This window comes from Nocardia sp. NPDC050697, from assembly GCF_040654395.1.
Lineage (GTDB): Bacteria > Actinomycetota > Actinomycetes > Mycobacteriales > Mycobacteriaceae > Nocardia.
The window spans coordinates 352,600-371,379 of sequence record NZ_JBFAHY010000008.1 but is presented as its reverse complement, the minus strand read 5'-3'; the positions used below and the strand labels follow the sequence as shown (position 1 = coordinate 371,379).

The 18,780-nt window shown below is 70.1% G+C and carries 13 protein-coding genes; 1 reads left to right on the top strand and 12 read right to left on the bottom strand.

Annotated features, from left to right (window positions below; translation table 11 throughout):
• Nucleotides 1-7: 7 nt before the first annotated feature.
• The 5 genes from AB0H71_RS26930 to AB0H71_RS26910 all read right to left on the bottom strand — a co-directional run bounded on the left by AB0H71_RS26930 (nucleotide 8) and on the right by AB0H71_RS26910 (nucleotide 6,872).
• Nucleotides 8-1,594 carry a molybdopterin-dependent oxidoreductase gene (locus tag AB0H71_RS26930; protein WP_357026283.1) on the bottom strand — a complete coding sequence of 529 codons (1,587 nt, stop codon included), beginning with the start codon at nucleotides 1,592-1,594 and terminating at the stop codon, nucleotides 8-10.
• A 73-nt stretch (nucleotides 1,595-1,667) separates the two neighbouring features.
• Nucleotides 1,668-3,461, bottom strand: coding sequence for a long-chain fatty acid--CoA ligase (locus AB0H71_RS26925; RefSeq protein WP_357026281.1), 1,794 nt, complete (start codon nucleotides 3,459-3,461; stop codon nucleotides 1,668-1,670).
• 125 nt (nucleotides 3,462-3,586) lie between these two features.
• Entirely contained in the window at nucleotides 3,587-4,513 is a 927-nt protein-coding gene (locus tag AB0H71_RS26920; RefSeq protein WP_357026369.1) for an alpha/beta hydrolase, read from the bottom strand.
• Between the two features lie 5 nt (nucleotides 4,514-4,518).
• On the bottom strand, nucleotides 4,519-5,352 hold the full coding sequence (locus AB0H71_RS26915) for an SDR family NAD(P)-dependent oxidoreductase (protein WP_357026279.1): 834 nt from the start codon (nucleotides 5,350-5,352) through the stop codon (nucleotides 4,519-4,521).
• Nucleotides 5,349-6,872, bottom strand: coding sequence for an NAD(P)/FAD-dependent oxidoreductase (locus tag AB0H71_RS26910; RefSeq protein WP_357026277.1), 1,524 nt, complete (start codon nucleotides 6,870-6,872; stop codon nucleotides 5,349-5,351). Before AB0H71_RS26910 ends, AB0H71_RS26915 begins: the two co-directional genes overlap by 4 nt.
• Nucleotides 6,873-6,932: 60 nt before the next feature.
• Here AB0H71_RS26910 and AB0H71_RS26905 point away from each other — a divergent pair, with 60 nt between their 5' ends.
• Nucleotides 6,933-7,592 carry a TetR/AcrR family transcriptional regulator gene (locus AB0H71_RS26905; protein ID WP_357026275.1) on the top strand — a complete coding sequence of 220 codons (660 nt, stop codon included), beginning with the start codon at nucleotides 6,933-6,935 and terminating at the stop codon, nucleotides 7,590-7,592.
• A gap of 29 nt (nucleotides 7,593-7,621) precedes the next feature.
• Here AB0H71_RS26905 and AB0H71_RS26900 read toward each other — a convergent pair whose 3' ends face one another.
• From AB0H71_RS26900 to AB0H71_RS26870, 7 genes are all read right to left on the bottom strand, one after another.
• Nucleotides 7,622-8,137, bottom strand: coding sequence for a hypothetical protein (locus AB0H71_RS26900; protein WP_357026273.1), 516 nt, complete (start codon nucleotides 8,135-8,137; stop codon nucleotides 7,622-7,624).
• Nucleotide 8,138: 1 nt separating this feature from the next.
• Nucleotides 8,139-9,434, bottom strand: coding sequence for a hypothetical protein (locus tag AB0H71_RS26895; protein ID WP_357026271.1), 1,296 nt, complete (start codon nucleotides 9,432-9,434; stop codon nucleotides 8,139-8,141).
• The gene (locus AB0H71_RS26890) at nucleotides 9,431-9,730 is read right to left on the bottom strand and encodes a WXG100 family type VII secretion target (protein WP_357026269.1); all 300 of its coding nucleotides are present in this window, start codon (nucleotides 9,728-9,730) and stop codon (nucleotides 9,431-9,433) included. The genes AB0H71_RS26895 and AB0H71_RS26890 overlap by 4 nt, the downstream gene beginning before the upstream one ends.
• Nucleotides 9,731-10,039, bottom strand: a complete 309-nt coding sequence (locus tag AB0H71_RS26885; RefSeq protein ID WP_357026267.1) for a WXG100 family type VII secretion target — start codon at nucleotides 10,037-10,039, stop codon at nucleotides 9,731-9,733.
• A 168-nt stretch (nucleotides 10,040-10,207) separates the two neighbouring features.
• Nucleotides 10,208-10,978 carry a hypothetical protein gene (locus AB0H71_RS26880; RefSeq protein WP_357026265.1) on the bottom strand — a complete coding sequence of 257 codons (771 nt, stop codon included), beginning with the start codon at nucleotides 10,976-10,978 and terminating at the stop codon, nucleotides 10,208-10,210.
• 65 nt (nucleotides 10,979-11,043) lie between these two features.
• Entirely contained in the window at nucleotides 11,044-14,958 is a 3,915-nt protein-coding gene (locus AB0H71_RS26875; protein ID WP_357026263.1) for a multifunctional oxoglutarate decarboxylase/oxoglutarate dehydrogenase thiamine pyrophosphate-binding subunit/dihydrolipoyllysine-residue succinyltransferase subunit, read from the bottom strand.
• Between the two features lie 111 nt (nucleotides 14,959-15,069).
• The gene (locus AB0H71_RS26870; protein WP_357026367.1) at nucleotides 15,070-18,762 is read right to left on the bottom strand and encodes an ABC transporter ATP-binding protein; all 3,693 of its coding nucleotides are present in this window, start codon (nucleotides 18,760-18,762) and stop codon (nucleotides 15,070-15,072) included.
• Between the last annotated feature and the right edge of the window lie 18 nt (nucleotides 18,763-18,780).

Here is an 18,780-nt window from a genome sequence, read left to right as displayed (position 1 = left end):
CCTTTCCTCACCCGACCCGGACGAAAACCGCGGGATACCCGCTGGCCCCGTCGGGAACGGCCGCCGCCACCTCGGAGGTCTGCACGACCCCGGCCCCGTCGGTCGCCCGCGCCCGCAGGGTGTGCGGCCCCGGAGTGGCATTCCACTCGTACACCCACTGCCGCCAGGTATCCACCGACACATCGGCGGCGAGCCGAGCCCGCTCCCACGGCCCGTCGTCCACCTGCACCTCGACCGCGGCGATCCCTCGATGCTGCGCCCACGCCACCCCGGCGACCGGCACCCGCCCCGGCTTCAGCCTGGCACTCGCCGCGGGCGTATCGATCCTGGTCCCGGTCTTGATCGGCCCCTCGGCGGCCCAGCCGAGCTTGGTCCAGTAGGCGGTGGCGCGGTCGAAGCGGGTGACCTCCAGCTCGGTGACCCACTTCGTGGCGGAGACGTATCCGTACAGCCCGGGCACCACCAACCTGGCCGGGTACCCGTGCGCCACGGGCAGCGGTTCGCCGTTCATGCCGATGGCGAGCAGCGCGTCCCGCCCGTCGGTGAGCGCGGCGAGCGGGCTCCCCGCGGTCCAGCCGTCGGCGCTGCGGGAGAGCACCATGTCGGCGCCGGGCAGCGGCTCGGCCTCGGCGAGCAGGTCGTCCAGCCGGTAGCCGAGCCAGCGCGCATTGCCGACCAGGTCGCCGCCGACCGCGTTGGAGACGCAGGTCAGCGTGGTGAGCCGCTCGATCGCCTGGCGGCTCGCGAGATCGCCCCAGCGCAGGACGATCTCGCGCCGCACCATGCCGTGGATGCGCAGCGACCAGTCCTCGATCGACACCTGCGGGACGGTCAGCGCGGTGTCGATCCGGTAGAAGTCGGCGTTCGGGGTCAGGTACGGGGTGATGCCGGGGGTGCGCAGGTCGGCGCCGAACGGCGTATCCGGCAGCGGTTCGCGCGGCGGTGGCAGCGTCACGCCCGCGCGCTCACCGGAGACATCCGTCCGGAAGGCGGCCAGCGCGCGCCCCGCCAGCCCCGCGGCGATCCCGGCCCCCGTCGCCAGCGCGAGCCCGCGCAGCACCCGCCGCCGATCCGCCCCGCGCTCCGCGTCCACCGCCGCGCGGTCGTCCGAACCGTCGCCCGCTACCGCGCGGCCCGCCGATTCGCGCACCCGGCCACCGTCGACCTCCACCGGCTCGGCACTCCCGCGACGGCTTTCGGCCGCGACGCCGTCCGCCCACAGCAGCACCCAGATCCCGGCGGCAACCCCCGCCACCGTCGGTACCGCCGCGAATACCCCCGCCGCGGCGACAGCGAGCCCGGCCACCGTGACCCCGAAGACCGCGAAGATCACGGCCCCGGCCCGCCCGAGCACCCCGGCGAGCGCCGAGACGAGCACCGCCACCACCAGCATGGCGACGACGAGCACCCCCTTGTCGGCGGTCCCGAACGTCTCGATGGCCCACTCGCGCAACCCCTGCGGCGAGTAATCGATCACCGCGTCCCCGAGCACCCGCAGTGGTGCAGCGGCCGGATGAAGCACCCCGGCGAGCAACTCCGCCGTTCCCAGCGTCACTACACCGGCGGCGATACCGGCGGCGGCCCGCGCAATCATGCCCCGACCGTACGCCGCGAACGAAGAACGCCGCCGCCGGAGAACCCCGGCGACGGCGCTGTTCACAGAATGGTCAGGAGTAGATCTTCTCCACCTCGGTGGCGAACTCCTTCATGACGACCGCCCGCTTGAGCGACATCTTCGGCGTGAGCTGCCCGCCCTCCTGGGTCCAGTCCACGTCGAGCACCTTGATCTTCTTGATCTGCTCGGCCTTGGAGACCTTCCGGTTGGTCTCCGCGACCGCCGCCTCGATCTCGGCGACCAGGTCGGCGTTCTCCGCGAGCTTGGCCACCGAGGTGTCGGCGGGCAGCCCGTTCCGCTCGGCCCAGCCGGGCAGCGCCTCCGGGTCGAGCGTGATCAGCGCGGCGATGAACGGCTTGCTGTCGCCGACCACCATGACCTGGCTGATCAGCGGGTGCGCGCGCAGCGAGTCCTCCAGCACGGCGGGGGAGACGTTCTTGCCACCAGCGGTGACGATGATCTCCTTCTTCCGGCCGGTGATGGTGACGAAGCCGTCGCCGTCGATGGCGCCGAGGTCACCGGTCTTGAACCAGCCGTCGACGAAGGCGTCCTCGGTGGCCTCCGAGTTGCCCCAGTACCCGCCGAAGATGACCGAGCCCTTGACCAGCAGCTCGCCGTCCTCGGCGATCTTCGCCGCGTGCCCCTCGATGGGCCGCCCGACCGAGCCGACCCGCAGGTGCTCGGGGGTGTTCACGGTGACCGCCGCGGTCGACTCGGTGAGCCCGTAGCCCTCGTAGATGGTGACGCCGACGCCGCGGAAGAAGTGCCCGAGCCGCGCGCCGAGCGGCCCGCCGCCGGAGACCGCGGCCTCGCAGCGCCCGCCGAGCGCGGCCCGCAGCTTGCTGTAGACCAGCTTGTCGAAGACGGCGTGCTTGGCCTTGAGCACCAGCCCGGCGCCGCCCTTCTCCTGCGCCTCGGACCACTCGATGGCCGTCGCCGCGGCGGCATCGAAGATCTTGCCCTTGCCGCCGTCGTGCGCCTTCTGCTTCGCGCTGTTGAACACCTTCTCGAAAACCCGCGGCACCGAGAGGATGAAGTGCGGCTGGTACGCGCCGAACTGGTCCACCAGGGTGGTCCAGTCCGCGCTGTGCGCCACGACCACCTTGGCGTCGAACGCGGCCAGCGCGACGGCGCGGGCGAAGACGTGCGCCAGCGGCAGGAACATGAGGGTCTTCTTGCCCTCGGTGACGTACTTGCCGAGCGCGATCCGGTCGGACTGCGACTCGGCGTAGAGGTTGGCGTGCGTGAGCATGACGCCCTTGGGCCTGCCGGTGGTGCCCGAGGTGTAGATCAGGGTGGCCGGCGAGGCCGCGTTCACCTGCTTGCGCCGCTCGTGCACCGCCTCGTCCGCGAGCTCGGCGCCGCGGGTGGTCAGCTCGTCGATGGCGCCGCCGTCGATCTGCAGCGTCTCGCGCAGGTCGGGCAGCGCGCCGTCGGCGATCTCGTCGATCACCGCGCGGTGCTTGTCGTTCTCGATCACCAGCAGCTTGGTGGCGGAGTCCTGCAGGATCCAGGTGGCCTGCTCGGCGGCCGAGCTGTCGTAGATCGCGACGGTGCAGCCGCCCGCGGCCCAGATGGCGAAGTCCAGCACGGCCCACTCGTAGCGGGTCGCGGCCATGATCGCGACCCGGTCGCCGAGTTCGACGCCGGAGGCGATCAGCCCCTTGGCCACCCCGGTGACCGTCTTCGCGAACTCCGCGGCCGTCACGTCACGCCAGGTGTTGGTGCCGTTCGGGACGTTGAAGACCACCACGTCGGGCGTCCGCTCGGCGTGCCGGAAAACGTTGTCGGAATTGTTCGCGTCGTCCGGAATTCGGTACGAAGCCGGGACTTCGAACTCTCGCATCAGTGCCCTTCCACGTGGGTTTACTCGCCAGTAATCTACGACACCCCGGACGGGCAGGAGGGATCGGCCACCGCTTCGGCGCCGAGGGGAGCAACCGCACGCCCGGACTGCTGGAACCGCTGGTCCTATCCTAGTTCCCGCAGGTCGGCCGGGTGTAGTGCGTCGCGCAGGAATTCGGCCATCTCGGACAATACGGCGGCGGCGGGCCGCACCAGCCCGGCCTGCAGCTGCGCCACGTGCCAGAGCCCGCGGGTCTCGGTGAACCGCACGGGCACGCCGGCCCCGCGCAGCGCCTCGACCAGCTCGACGCACTGCGGGTGCAGCAGCTCGCTCTCGTCCACCTGGACGTAGGTGGGCGGCAGGGCGCGGAGCACGCCGGTGAGCGGGGCGTAGCCGATGTCGCCGCAGTCGGCGGCGCCCAGGTAGGCGGCGGCGCAGAGCCGCGACCACGGCTTGCTGATCACCAGGTCGCGGTTGCGCTCCGGGATCGCGTTGGGGTCGGTCCACGGCGCGATCAGCCCGAGCGCGCCCGGGGTGATGCCGTGCTTCGCGATGAGCCGCTGGGCCAGCGCGAGCGCCAGCCCGCCGCCCGCGGAGTCGCCGGAGATCGCGATCCGCTCCGGGCGGTAGCCGTGCTTCTCGACCAGCTCGAGGAAGGCGGCCTCGGCGTCGTCCAGCCCGGCGGGCAGCGGGTGCTCCGGCGCCAGCCGGTAGTCCAGCGCGTACACCGGGCACTCGGCGGCGCGGGCCAGCCGGGCGCCGAGCGAGCGGTGCGTGGCCAGCGAGCCGACCACGTAGCCGCCGCCGTGCAGGTAGAGAATTGCGCCCGCGTCGGTGCCGGTCGGGGTGGTGCCGACGGTGAGCCGCTCGGCGGGCCGCCCGGCCAGCCGGATCTTCCTGACCACCGTCCCCGCGGGCAGCAGCTGCACCCGCGAGGACGCGTCCAGCAGCCTGCGCTGCACCGGGAACGGCAGCCTGGCGTGCAGCGATGCCCAGTAGAGCGGGGTGAGGATCGCCCGCGCCACCGGGAGCGGAAGGTTCAGTTCCCGCAGCGTGCTCACTGCAGGACGCCGCGCTGCGCTCGGGCCGAGATCCGCTGGTAGCCGGAGGCGGTGATGCGCACGAACAGGTCGAGCAGCTTGGCCTCCCAGCCGATCAGCACCCGGCCGTGGCCCCTGCGCACCCCGTCGGTGATGGTCTCGGCGGCCATCTCCGGGGTGTGCATGGCGAGCTTCTTGTCGAAGAGCGAGGCGGCGTTGGCCCCGTCGACGTTCTCCGCGTAGGTGGCGTTGCGGGCCACCGCGGTCTTGATGCCGCCCGGGTGCACGCAGGTCACCTGCACCGGGTGCTTGCCGAGCAGCATCTCCTGGCGCAGCGACTCGGTGAAGCCGCGCACCGCGAACTTGGCCGAGTTGTAGGCGCTCTGGCTCGGCACCGCGATCAGCCCGAACAGGCTGGAGACATTCACGACGTGGCCGTCGCCGGACTCCAGCAGCATCGGCAGGAACGCCTTGGTGCCGTTCACGACGCCCCAGAAGTCGACGTCCATGATGCGCTCGATGTCCTTGAACCCCGAGTGCAGCACGTCGCCGTGGTAGGCGATGCCCGCGTTGTTGTAGATCTGGTGCACCACGCCGAAGTGCGCCTTGACGGCGTCGGCGTAGAGCAGCACGGCCTCGCGCTCGGAGACGTCGAGCCGGTCCGACTTCACCTCGGCGCCCAGCGCCTCGCACAGCCGGACCGTCTCGGCCAGCCCCTCGGTGTCGATATCGGAGAGCGCGAGCCTGGCCCCGCGCCGGGCCAGGTTCTCGGCCAGCGCCCGGCCGATGCCGGAGCCGGCGCCGGTGATCACACAGACCTTGCCGGTGAAGTACGCGTCTTTACTGCTCACTGCGGTACCACTGCTTTCTGATCGGCCGCGGCTTTCGTGGTCGAGTAGGCCGCGACGTCGAACTTCTTGGTCTGGCTGCGGAAGCGGAAGGTGAAGTCCGGCCACAGCGTGGTGTTGTTGCCGTGTTTGTCCAGGTACCAGCTGGCGCAGCCGCCGGTGTTCCAGACCGTGCCCGCGAGCTTCTGCTGCAGCTCGGCGTTGTAGCTGTCCTGCGCGTCCCGGCGCACCTCGACCGTCCGCAGCCCCTGCCTGGCCACCGCGCCCAGCGCGTCGGCCACGTAGGCGATCTGCGACTCGATCATGTAGACCATCGAGGTGTGGCCGAGCCCGACATTCGGGCCGACCAGGAAGAACAGGTTCGGGAAGCCCGCGATCGCGGCGCCCTTGTACGCCTGCTGGCCCTGCTGGTCGAAGACCTCGGAGAGGGTGCGGCCGTCCGGGCCGACGATGGCGTTGTAGGTCGGCGAATCCGTCACGTGGAAGCCGGTGGCCACGATCAGCGCGTCGATCTCGCGCTCGGTGCCGTCCCTGGTGACGATGGAGTTCGCCTTGATCTCGGCGATGCCGTCGGTGATCACGTCGACGTTGTCGCGGTCCAGCGCCGGGTAGTAGTCGTTCGAGATCAGCATGCGCTTGCAGCCGATCCGGAAGTTCGGGGTGACCTTCGCGCGCAGCGCCGGGTCGGAGATCTCGCGGCGCAGCTTGGCGCGGGCGATCAACTCGAAGATGTTCATCAGCGCCGGGAACTTGGCCAGCCCGACCACCTGGGTCTCCCTGGCGGCGTAGATGCCGGCCCTGGAGAGCCGCTGGAAGCCCGGGATGTGCTTGAAGGCCAGCTTCTCCAGCGAGGTGTACGGCCGGTCGAAGCGCGGCAGCAGCCAGGGCGCGGTGCGCTGGTAGACGTCGAGGTGCGCGACCTTCGGGGCGATCGTCGGCACGATCTGGATGGCCGAGGCGCCGGTGCCGATGATCGCGACCCGCTTGCCGGTCAGGTCGGCATCGTGGTTCCAGCGGGCGGAGTGGAAGATCTCGCCCTCGAAGTCGTTGATGCCCTTGATGTCGGGGAGCGCGGGCTCGCAGAGCGCGCCGACCGCGGAGACCACGGTGTCGGCGGTGAAGGAGCCCCTGCTGGACTCGATGTCCCAGCGGGCGGTCTCGGCGTTCCAGCGCACCGAGGTGACATCGCAGTCGAAGACGTGCTTGTCCAGCACGCCGTACTTCTCGGCGACGCCGCGGATGTACTGCTGGATCTCGCCCTGCTTGGAGAACGAGCGCGTCCACTCCGGGTTGAGCGCGAAGGAGTACGAGTACAGGTGCGAGGGGACGTCGCACGCGGCGCCCGGGTAGGTGTTGTCCCGCCAGGTGCCGCCGACCTCGCTGCCCCGCTCCAGCACCAGGTAGTCGTCGCGCCGCTGCTGCTTCAACTTGATCGCGAGGCCGAGCCCGGCGAACCCGCTGCCGACGACGATCGTGCGCACGTGTCGCCGCTCGACACCCTTGTCTGTAACCTTGCGACTCATGTAACCGAGAGTACGAGTTTATTGAGCAGCAGTCAACAGTATTGAGCAGCGGTCAGTAGGATGAGGCCCGTGAAGAGCAGAAGCCAAGGGGAGAGCACGAAACGTGTCCGATTGAGCCCGGACGAGCGGCGCCTGCAACTCATCACCCTCGGCGCCCGGATGCTCGGCGAGCGCGCCATCGAGGACATCTCGGTCAGCGAGATCGCCGAACAGGCGGGGATCTCCCGCGGCCTGCTCTTCCACTACTTCCCGACCAAGCAGGACTTCCACCTGGCGATCGTGCACCACGCCAACGCCGAGCTCCTGGAGCGCGTCACCCCCGACCCCGGGCTCGGCATCTACGCCAAACTGCGGGATTCGATCGAGCGCTACATCGACTACGTCAGCGAGAACCGCACCTCCTACGCGGCGCTGCTCCGCGGGCCCACCAGCACCAGCCCGGAGCTGGCGCCGCTGGTCGACCGCACGCGCGACGCCATCATCGGGATCATCCTGGAGCAGGCGCCGGTGCACATCACCGAGGCGGAGCTGCCTCGGCTGCTGCTCGGGATGCGGGGGTGGATCGCGTTCGTCGAGGAGACGACGTTGACCTGGTTGCGCACCGACGCTGTTTCGCGGGCGGAGTTGATCGAGTTGCTGGTGGATTCGCTGGTGGCGTTTGCTTTTTCGTTGAGTCCGGGGTTGGCGGAGGCGTTGCGGGGGGAGGTTGTGGGGGGTTAGTTCCGCTCACTCCTCCGCGATCGCGTGCATCAGCCGTTGATATCGTCCGAACTGCCCAGATCCAGCTCCGCCGGGCGTTCCGGCCACGGGGGCGCGGTGATCTCCTCGCCCGTCCAGCGGTCGATCTGAACGACCGGGAACGGCACTTCGTCGACAAGACCGGCGCGGCTCCAGACCAGCCGCTCTTCGTGCCACAGCTCTGCGGGAACGTCCGGTTTCGACGGCGAGACGAAGACGTTCCAGCCGTTCGCGAAGCCCAGGCGGAGGCTGCCCTTCTTGAAGAAGACCGGGGAGACGACTGCGGACGACAGGTTTCGTGCGGCATCTTCCCGGCTCCAGAAGTCGAGGGGATGCCGATCGGCGGCGCCACCGGAGACCGATCGCGCCGACAGCTCTGCGCCGGCCGACGTACGCAGCACGAATCCGGACTCGAAGCGGAGCACGGCTGCGCCCGCCTCCAGATCGATCCCGGTGCATGCGCAATGACGCAGCGGATTGATGATCCAACGATCGTCGTACTCGACGATGGCCGAGCGCTTGGGCATATCAATCTTCCAGGTAGTCGCGGATATTGCCGATACTGTCCTCCGACGGCTGGCCGTTCGGCATCTTCACATACACCTCGCCGGACTCGAGATCGACCACCACATCCGGGTTCTTGTTCCCGCCGTCGCCACGCCAGTCGCCGTACCGCTTCACCTCGTGGATCGCATCGCGAACCTGAGCCGGCGGAACGCCGTAGTGGTTGGCGATCTTTCCGACCTTGGTCGTCATCGAGGCGCTCGTGAAGGCGCCGCTCGGGCTGCCGGGGTTGATATCCCCGTCGTCGTCCAGGAACACCCGCATGCCGATGATCGTGGCCAAGCCGGTGCCGACCTCGGTCAGGCTCGGAACGTCCTTGAAGGCGTGCACCGTGACCAACGCTGTCGCCGTTGCCGCGCCGAGGCCGACGATCTTGATCAGATTGCTCGTTTGATAGACGGTGCGGATCGTGTTCACCGTATTGGCGATGAGCGCGGTCGCACCACCGGCGCCGGCGACGGCACTGGCGCCGAAGGTGAAGAACGCGGTCGCCGCGGCCGCGACCACCGTGGCGGTGAGCGCGATGGCCGCGACCTGCACATCGGAGGAGATCTGGTTGCGCACCGCCTCGGTTTCCCTGTGATACGCGCTGATCTGCTCGGAAATCATCAGCGACGCGGAGGCGAGTTGTTCGGTGGAGTTTCCGAGCGTGTCGAGCCCGTCCAGGATGGGCCCGAGATTCGGGTCGGTGATGCCGTCGAACAGTGCCCGGATCGTGGCTACCTGAGCGGCGGCCCCGCCGATGGTCGTGTGTCCGGCGAACCCTTGCCAGCCGGTCGACGCCTTCGCCAGTTCGGGGATGCTGCCATTGGGCAATCTGCCGAATGCTTCGACGATCTTGTCGGCGAAGAGGTCGAAGATTCCTTCGCTATCGTTGTCGTCGCGGCTGGTCCCGAGACCGTTGTCGCCGACGGCGGACGGCAGGGAGACCCGGTAGAGATCGACCTGCTCGACGGCGGGGCGGGGCGGTGCCGGATTGCTACGGTTCGCGATGCCGTGGTTGTAGCCGAAGGCGGCCAATACATAGCCGAGGTTCGTCAGCGCGTCGGCGGTATTGGTGCAGGTTTGGAGGGCGTCGTGGGCGACGCGGTCGTAGGCACCTGCCCACTCCTTGCAGCCGGGTGCGTCGCCGGCCATTCCGGCGCAGTCGTTCTTCAGCACCGCGTGCAGCGGGGCATCCGCCTTCCGGATCTCGCCCGCCAGGTCGTGACACTTCTGCGCGGCGTCGTAGTACACCTGCCAGTCGACGGTCTGACTCATCCGCCGCCGACCATCCGCCGGTTCAGGTCGTTGGCGCGGGTGTAGCGGGTGTGCATGGTGCGCGCTGCGTCGCTCATGTCGCGCAGCCCGGTGACGAATTCGCGCGCACCGGCGGACCACTGGCGGTGCGCGTCGGCGTAGGCCGCGGCGGCGACGCCCTCCCAGCCGGTGCCGGTGAGGGTGGCTACCCGGTCGTCGACCTCGTCGAGGTTGTCGGCGATGAAGGTGGCGAGGGCGGAGACCCGGGTGACGATATTGTCGAGCTCTTCCAGGTCGACCGAGAACTGCGAACCCATCTACATATTGAGCAGGGTCGTGGAATCCGACTCCTGCTTCTCGTAGTTCGCGGCGCTGACCCCGAGCTTCTCCGCGAGGACGGCGAGCGCGTCGATGATCGCGGTGCCGCCCTCGCGGACGTCGGTCCAGCCGGTGGCGAATTCGGTGGCGGCGTCGCCGGTCCAGCTCTCGGTGGTGAGGCGGTCGACGTCGCGGGCGGCGGATTGCAGCGCGCCGCGCAGCGTTTCGGCCAGGTCGTAGACGTATTGGCCGACTTCGCGCACCTTCTCGGGTACGACGGTGACCTGTTCTCCCCCGGTGTTGCTCACGGTATCGACGGTAGCAGCCGGTAGCGGCGGAACAGGTTGTGCTCGATGTCGAGCAGCTCGGCCTGCTCGAATCCGGCCGCGCGGGCGTGGGGTGTCCGGACGCATGACGGTGCCGGTGCCCGCGGTTACGGCTGCCGCGAGCAGCGCCCGGGGGAAAGTACCCGCCGGTCAGTCGTCGGCGGCGACGATCATCCGCACCGAAGTGTCGTCCACAAGGACGAGTTCGTGGAATTCGAGGTGGATCTCGCCGTACGAGCACACCGCCGCAGCACCGAGGCGCTTCAGCTCGTGAATCGAGTGCGCAGCGCGAATCGGCTCGAAGATGACCGGTTCCAGCGCGTTCAGCAGCTCCGCGGGGACGGTTCCGGCCGTTGCCAGCCACCGCCGCACGATTGCCTCCGCTTCGTCCCGGCCGACCTCGCGGTACGAGTCGGGGGAGATCGCGGAGAGCTGGTACGGGCCGTGGATCTGCCCGTCGGGATCGACGCCGCCCCCGATATACCCGTCCCGGTATTCGGTCGTGGCGATCAGATCCCGCAGTATCTCGTCCCGCGACCCGGGCTCGCGCAGTGAATACCGCTTCGAGTTCACCCAGCGGTAGGCGTGGTGGCCGTCGGCGTCGAACGTGTAGTGGCGGAAGTTGACGAACTCACTCGATCGGTAGTCAAGGCGATTCCGCGTCGCGGGGAGTGCTCGGGTGACCGACTCCGTCAGTGCCGCGAGCGCGGTGCTGATCTCCTCCGCGTCGTAGCCGGTGCGGAAGCGGGCCTCGGCGCTGCCCAGGTAGTCCCGGATCGACGTGAGCACCTCGGGAGTCCAGCCCCTACTGCTCAACGACTCGACATCGCCGTTCGGCAGTTCGAACGTGAGCCGGCGGACGACGTCGAAGACCTCGGCATCCAGCGGGAAGCGGACCTCATCGGAACTCGTACTCGACATACCGTCCTTCGGCGGAAAGACTTCGGGCCGGACACCCGAAAGCGCCCGGCCCGAAAGAGGAACAACTACTTCGTCGGCGCGAACGCCTCTTCGATGATCTCCGCCTGCTCCACGGCATGCACCTTGCTCGACCCCGACGACGGCGCCGACATGGCCCGCCGCGAGATGCGGCGCAGCCGGCCGAACCGCTCGGGGAGCAGCTCGGGGAGGTTCAGGCCGAAGAAGGGCCAGGCGCCCTGGTTGGCCGGCTCCTCCTGGACCCAGGCCAGGTCGGTGGCGTTGGGGTAGCCGTCGAGCGCCTCGTTCAGCCGGTACTTGGGCAGCGGGTAGAGCTGCTCGACCCGGACGATCGCGACGTCCTCGCGCTTCTGCTTGGTCTTCTCGGCGGCCAGCTCGTAGTAGAGCTTGCCGCTGGTGAGCAGCACGCGCTTGACCTTGGAGCGGTCACCGGTGCCGGTCTCGTAGGCGGGCTCGTCGAAGACCGAGCGGAACTTGGACTCGGTGAAGTCCTTGACGTCCGAGACCACGGCCTTGTTGCGCAGCATCGACTTCGGGGTGAAGACGATGAGCGGGCGGCGGATGCCGTCGTGCGAGTGCCTGCGCAGCAGGTGGAAGTAGTTCGCCGGGGTCGAGGGCACGGCGACCGTCATCGAGCCCTCGGCGCAGAGCTGCAGGAAGCGCTCGATCCGGCCGGAGGTGTGGTCGGGGCCCTGGCCCTCGTGGCCGTGCGGCAGCAGCAGCACGACGTCGGAGAGCTGACCCCACTTGGCCTCACCGGAGGAGATGAACTCGTCGATGATGGACTGCGCGCCGTTGACGAAGTCGCCGAACTGCGCCTCCCAGAGGACGAGCGCCTCCGGGTTGCCGAGGGAGTAGCCGTACTCGAAGCCGACGGCGGCGTACTCGCTGAGCGCGGAGTCGTGCACCGCGAACCAGCCGGGGTTCTCGCTGCCGATGTTGTGCAGCGGGGTGTACTCCTCGGCGGTCTTGCGGTCGATGATGACCGAGTGCCGCTGGGTGAAGGTGCCGCGGCGGGAGTCCTGGCCGGTGAGCCGGACCGCCTTGCCCTCGTCGATCAGGGTGCCGAAGGCGAGCAGCTCGGCGAAGGCCCAGTCGACCTTGCCCTCGTAGGCCATCTCGCGGCGCTTCTCCAGCACCGGCTTGACCCTGGGGTGCACATTGAAGCCGTCCGGCACGTTCAGGAAGGCGTCGCCGATGCGCTGCAGCACCGACTTGTCCACCGCGGTCTGCACCGTGGAGGGCACCTTCTGGTCGTCCTCGACCGACTCGCTGGGCTCCGGCGGGAACTTCTCCAGCTCGCGAACCTCGTTGAACACCCGCTCCAGCTGGCCCTGGTAGTCGCGCAGCGCGTCCTCGGCCTCCTTGAGCGAGATGTCGCCGCGGCCGATCAGGCTCTCGGTGTAGGCCTTGCGGACCGAGCGCTTGGTGTCGATGACGTCGTACATCGACGGCTGGGTCATCGAGGGGTCGTCGCCCTCGTTGTGCCCACGGCGCCGGTAGCAGACCATGTCGATGACGACGTCCTTGCGGAACTTCTGCCGGAAGTCGACCGCGAGCCGGGCCACCCAGTCGCAGGCCTCCGGGTCGTCGCCGTTGACGTGGAAGATCGGCGCGCCGATGAACTTCGCGATATCGGTGGAGTACTCGGTGGAGCGGCTGTTCTCCGGCGCGGTGGTGAAGCCGATCTGGTTGTTCACCACGATGTGGATGGTGCCGCCGACGCGGTAGCCGCGCAGCCCGGAGAGGTTCAGCGTCTCCGCGACGACGCCCTGGCCGGCGAAGGCCGCGTCGCCGTGCAGCATGAGCGGCATGACCGAGAAGCCCTCGGGGCCGTCGCCCTTGTCCAGCAGGTCCTGCTTGGCGCGGGCCAGCCCCTCCAGCACCGGGTCGACCGCCTCCAGGTGCGAGGGATTCGCGGTGAGCGAGACCTCGATCTCGTTGTCGCCGAACATCTGCAGGTAGGTGCCCTGCGCGCCGAGGTGGTACTTGACGTCGCCCGACCCGTGCGTGCCCGCCGGGTTCATATTGCCCTCGAACTCGGTGAAGATCTTCGAGTAGGGCTTGCCGACGATATTGGCCAGCACGTTCAGCCTGCCGCGGTGCGGCATGCCGATGATGACCTCGTCCAGCGAGTGCTCGGCGCACTGGTCGATGACGGCGTCCATCATCGGGATGACGGCCTCGGCGCCCTCCAGCGAGAAGCGCTTCTGGCCGACGTACTTGGTCTGCAGGAAGGTCTCGAAGGCCTCCGCCGCGTTCAGCCGGTTCAGGATGTACTTCTGCTGCGCGACCGTGGGTTTCGCGTGCTTCTGCTCGACCCGGTCCTGGATCCACTGGAGCTGGTCGGTCTCCAGGATGTGGGTGTACTCGACGCCGACGTGGCGGCAGTACGCGTCGCGCAGGATGGAGAGCACGTCGCGCAGCTTCATCCGCTCCTGGCCGTGGAAGCCGCCGACATTGAACTCGCGGTCCAGATCCCACAGCGTCAACCCGTGCTGGGTGACATCCAGATCGGGGTGGCTGCGGAACTTGTCCTTGACCAGCCGCAGCGGGTCGGTGTCGGCCATCAGGTGGCCGCGGTTGCGGTAGGCGGCGATCATCTCGAGCACCCGGGCGCTCTTGTCGACGCCGCGCTCGCGCACGTCCTTGCGCCAGCGGATCGGCTCGTACGGCACGCCGAGGCCGTGGAAGATCTCGTCGTAGAACTCGTCCGAGATCAGCAGCTGGTGGATGGTGCGCAGGAAATCGCCGGACTCCGCGCCCTGGATGATGCGGTGGTCGTAGGTCGAGGTCAGCGTCATGAGCTTGCCGACGCCGAGGTCGGCGATGCGCTCGTCGGCCATGCCCTGGAACTCGGCCGGGTACTCCATGGCGCCGGCGCCGATGATGGCGCCCTGGCCGTTCATCAGCCGCGGCACCGAGTGCACGGTGCCGATGGTGCCGGGGTTGGTGAGCGAGATGGTGACGCCGGAGAAGTCCTCGGCGGTGAGCTTGCCGTCCCGCGCGCGCCGCACGATGTCCTCGTAGGCGGTGTGGAACTGGCCGAAGGAGAACTCCTCGGTGCCCTTGATGGCGGCGACGACGAGCGAGCGGTTGCCGTCCTTGCCGGGCAGGTCGATGGCGAGGCCGAGGTTGGTGTGCGCGGGGGTGACCGCGTTCGGCTTGCCGTCCACCTCGGCGAAGTGCCGGTTCATGTTCGGGAACTTCTTGACCGCCTGCACGATCGCGTAGCCGAGCAGGTGGGTGAAGGAGATCTTGCCGCCCCTGGTGCGGGCGAGGTGGTTATTGATGACCAGGCGGTTGTCGATCATCAGCTTCGCCGGGATGGCCCGCACGCTGGTGGCGGTCGGGATGGCCAGCGAGGCCGACATGTTCTTGGCGACCGCGGCGGCCGCGCCGCGCAGCACCTTGGACTGGTCCTCGGCGCTCTCCGGCTTGGGCTTGCCCGAGGTGGGGGCCGCGTTGGAGGTCGGGGCGGGGGTGGTCTTGGGGGTGCGCGCCTGCTGCGCGGGCTGCGCCTTCGCCGCGGGCTTGGTTTCGGCCGCGGGCTTGGCGGCGGCCTTCGCGGGCTCGGCCTTGGCGGGCTGAGTCTTCGCGGGCTCGGCCTTCGCGGGCGACGTCTTGGCCGCCGAAGTCTTCGCGGGCTCGGCCTTCGCGGCGGCGGGCTCGGCCTTCGGCTGGGTGGCCTTGGCCTGCGCGGGCTGCGCCTTCGGGGCCGAGCCGTTGGCGCCGGAGCGGGCGGCCCCGTTACCGGTCGAGGCGGAACCGGCGGAGCTCGCGGCCGGGCCGGCCTGCTCGGAATCGGCGCTGACTTCCGGGGTGTAGTCCGCCAGGAACTCGTGCCAGCTCTCGTCGACCGATGATGGGTCCTGTTTGAACTTCTGATACATCTCGTCGACTAGCCACTGGTTCTGTCCGAACTGGGAAGTTGAACTGCTCACAGCAGGTGTTCGCCTCATTTCGTTCTTCGCGCTGCGACGTTTGTGACGTGCCCGGCGGGGGACCGGCGGATACGCGCCGGTGCGCCCTGTTCGAGGATAGGCCCCGCAGCAAATCGGTGGATTCACCGACTACCGGTCAGCCCCGGCCCTCGTTGTCGACGACTCGTCCTCCACCGAGAATATTCCCCCGGTTCCCTGAGCGGCAGCCCAGAGGCGGGCATAGGGCCCATCGGCCCCTACAAGGGCATCGTGCGGACCGAGCTGAGTGATACGTCCGGATTCCACCACCGCGATCAGATCGGCTCTGGCGGCGGTCGCGAGCCGGTGCGCGACCACCACCGTGGTCCGGCCGCGGGCCAGTGAGGTGGCCGCTGCCAGCACCGATGCCTCGGCGGCGGGGTCGAGCGTGGAGGTCGCCTCGTCCAGCAGCAGCAGGTCGGGGCGGACCAGCTCGGCGCGGGCGAGCGCGATGAGCTGGCGCTGGCCGGCCGAGAGCCCGCGGCCGCGCTCGCCGACCGGCTGGCGCATCCCGTGCGGCAGCGCGGCGATCATGTCGGCGGCGCCGACCGCCGCCGCGGCGTCCGCTATTTCCGCGTCGGTTGCGGAAGGTTTCCCGAATGCAATGTTGCTGGCCACGTCGCCGGCGAAGAGGTGAGCCTCCTGCGGCACGATGCCGAGCCGGGCGCGGTACTCGGCCAGCCGGTAGTCGCGGATATCGACACCGTCGACCTCGACCGCACCGCCCGCGCCGTCCGGGGGGAGGTCGTAGAGCCGGGCCAGCAGCTTGACCACCGTCGACTTGCCCGCACCGGTCGGGCCGACCAGGGCGAGCGTGGAGCCCGCCGGGATGTCCAGCTCGACCCCGTCCAGGGCGAACCGGTCGGTGCCGGGGTAGCGGAATCGCACGTCACTCAGCGCGACGGCCCCGCGCAGCCCGCCCTCGATCGGCACCGCGTCCACCGGGTCGGCGGCGAGCGAGGAGGGCGTGCGCAGCAGCTCGCCGATCCGGCGCAGCCCGACCCGCGCCTGCTGGTACCCGTCGAAGACCTGGGAGAGCTGGGTGACCGGGCCGAAGAGCAGCTGCAGGTACAGCACGAAGGCGACCAGCGTGCCCGCGGTGGCGGTGCCCGCCGCCACCTCCCGCGCCCCGACGTAGATCACCGCGGCGAGCGCCAGATCGGCCCAGGCCACCACGAAGGCGAAGTAGAGCGCGATGGCGGTCTGCGCGCGCAGCCTGCTGTCCCGGTAGCCGCGCGAGTACTCGGCGAAGCGCCTGGCCGCGCGGGGCTCGTGCCGGTTGGCCTGCACCGCGCGCAGCCCGCTCACGTTCTCCTGGAAGTCGGCGTTCACGGTGGAGACCCGCTCCCGGGAGACGGCGTAGGCGGTCGAGGAGAAGCGCCGGAAGACCACGGTGGCCAGGATCAGCGGCGGCAGCGTCGCCAGCACCACGGCGGCGAGTACCGGGTCGATGACGATCAGCGCGGCCGCGATGCCGACCAGGGTGAGCCCGCCGATCAGTGTGGTCGCGACGCCGGTCTGCAGGAAGGTGGAGAGCGCGTCGACGTCGGTGGTCATCCTGGTCATGATCCGGCCGGAGAGCTCGCGCTCGTAGTAGTCCAGCCCGAGCCGCTGCAGGTGCGCGTAGCTGCGCACGCGCAGCCCGAAGAGTACCCGCTCGCCGGTGCGCGCGGTGAGCACCGTCGTCGCCGCGGCGACCAGCCAGCCCGCCGCCACCAGGGCGACGCCGATGAGCGCGGCGCGCTCCAGCGCGCCGGTGTCGCCGCGGCCGACGCCGCTGTCCAGCGCGTAGCGGACCAGCGGCGGGAAGGCGATGCCGAGCGCCGCGTCCAGCGCGAGCAGCCCCATGACGGTGAGCACCAGCGTGCGCACCGGGCGCAGCAGCCGGGCCAGCCGGAAACCGGGGTCGGGGGCGCGTAGCCGCTCCCCGTCCGCGCCCGGCTGCTCGGTGGCGGGTGGCAGCCGGTCCAGGGCGCGGCGCAGCTCGGGGGTCTCGCCGAGCCCGGCCGCCGCGCCCGCGAAACCGGCGCCGTTGCGGCGGGTTCCGGCAGCGGTGGCCTGCTCGGGCAGGGCTTCGGGGGCGACGTGCTCCGGGGCGGGGAGGCGGATCACCCGGTCGGCGTGCGCCAGCGTGGATTCCCGGTGCGCGAGGACGATGGTGGTGCGGCCGCCGCGGTCCGGCAGCGCGGCGAAGATGGCGGCCTCGGTGACGGCGTCGACGGCGGAGGTGGCGTCGTCGAGTACCAGCACGCGCGGCCGGGCGAGCAGCGCGCGGGCCAGCGCGACGCGCTGCCGCTGCCCGCCGGAGAGCGTGAGCCCGCGTTCGCCGACCACGGTGTCGTAGCCGTCCGGAAGCTCGGCGATGAACTCGTCGGCGGCGGCCAGCCGGGCCGCGTGCCGGATCTCGCTGTCGGTGGCGCCGGGGTGGCCGAGCGCGATATTGGCCGCGATGGTGTCGGAGAACAGGAAGGGGTCGTCGAAGACCACGCCGACCGCGCTGCGCAGGTCAGCGGCGCGCAGGTCGGCGATGTCGACCGGCTCGGCGCCGGGCGCGGTGAGCCGGATCCGCCCCGACTCCGGCGCGAAGAAGCGCGGGAGCAGCAGCGAGAGCGTGGTCTTGCCGGAGCCGGCCGGGCCGATGATGGCGACCGTCTCGCCGGGGCGCACGGTGAGGTCGAAGCGGCGCAGCACCGGCCGGTCCGGGCCGAAGCCGAAGGTCAGGTCCTCGATCTCGACGCCGAGCGGGCCGTCCGGCAGGGTGGCCGGGGCGGGCGGGTCGGTGAGCGTCGGCGCGGTGTCGATCACCTGGTTCACTCGCTCGGCGGCGGCCCTGGTGAGCTGGGCCATGATCACCACCGAGGTCATGGTGCGGGCGGTGGAGGTCATGGTGGCGACGTAGGCGGCGAAGGCCAGGAAGGTGCCGATGCCGATGCTGCCGCGCAGCGCGAGCAGCCCGCCGAAACCGATCACCGCAACCAGCCCGACCTGCGGGATCGCGGCGACGGTCGGGGCGAAGCGGGAGTTCAGCCGGGCGGCGCGCATGCGCTCGGCGAAGAGCGAGCGGCCGTGGCGCTCCAGCAGGTCGACCATCCTGGCCTCCTGCCCGAAGCCCTTCACCACCCGGACGCCGGTGACCGTCTCCTCCACGTGCTGGGCCAGCTCGGCGGCGCGCTGCTGCGCCGACCAGGTGGCGGCGTAGAGCCGGGGCCGCAGCCGGTACACGACGATCGCGATGGCCGGGACCACGAGCAGCGCGATCAGCGCGAGCGGCGGCGCCAGCCAGAACATGACGGCGGCAGCGAGCACGAACTGCACCAGCGCCATGCCGGAGAGCGGGACCATGGCCAGCAGCCCCTGCACCAGCTGCAGGTCGGTGATCGAGCGGGACACCACCTGGCCGGTGCGGATGGCATCCTGCCCGGCGCCGTCCAGGCGCTGCAGCGAGCCGAGCAGATCGAGCCGGAGCCCGTGCTGGACGTCGAGCGAGAGCCGGCCCGCGAGCAGCCTGCGGCCGAAGGCGGCGGCGAAGCGCCCGGCGGCGAGCGCGGCGAGCAGCAGCGCCACGGTGCCGATCACCCCGGTGTCGCCGACCCCGGCGGCATCCACCGCGCGCTTGGTGAGCAGCGGCGCGGCGATCTCGACCAGCGCGCCGATCAGGACGGTCGCCGCGATGCCCGCGACGGTGGCGCGATGGTCGAGACATCGGGTCCAGAGCCGGCGGATCCAGCCGGGCTCGGTCTTCGCGGTGTTCGTGGGCCGCCTCCTCGGGTGCGCGGGTACTTCACCGACGGTAACGATCGGCACCGACACGCGAATTCCCCG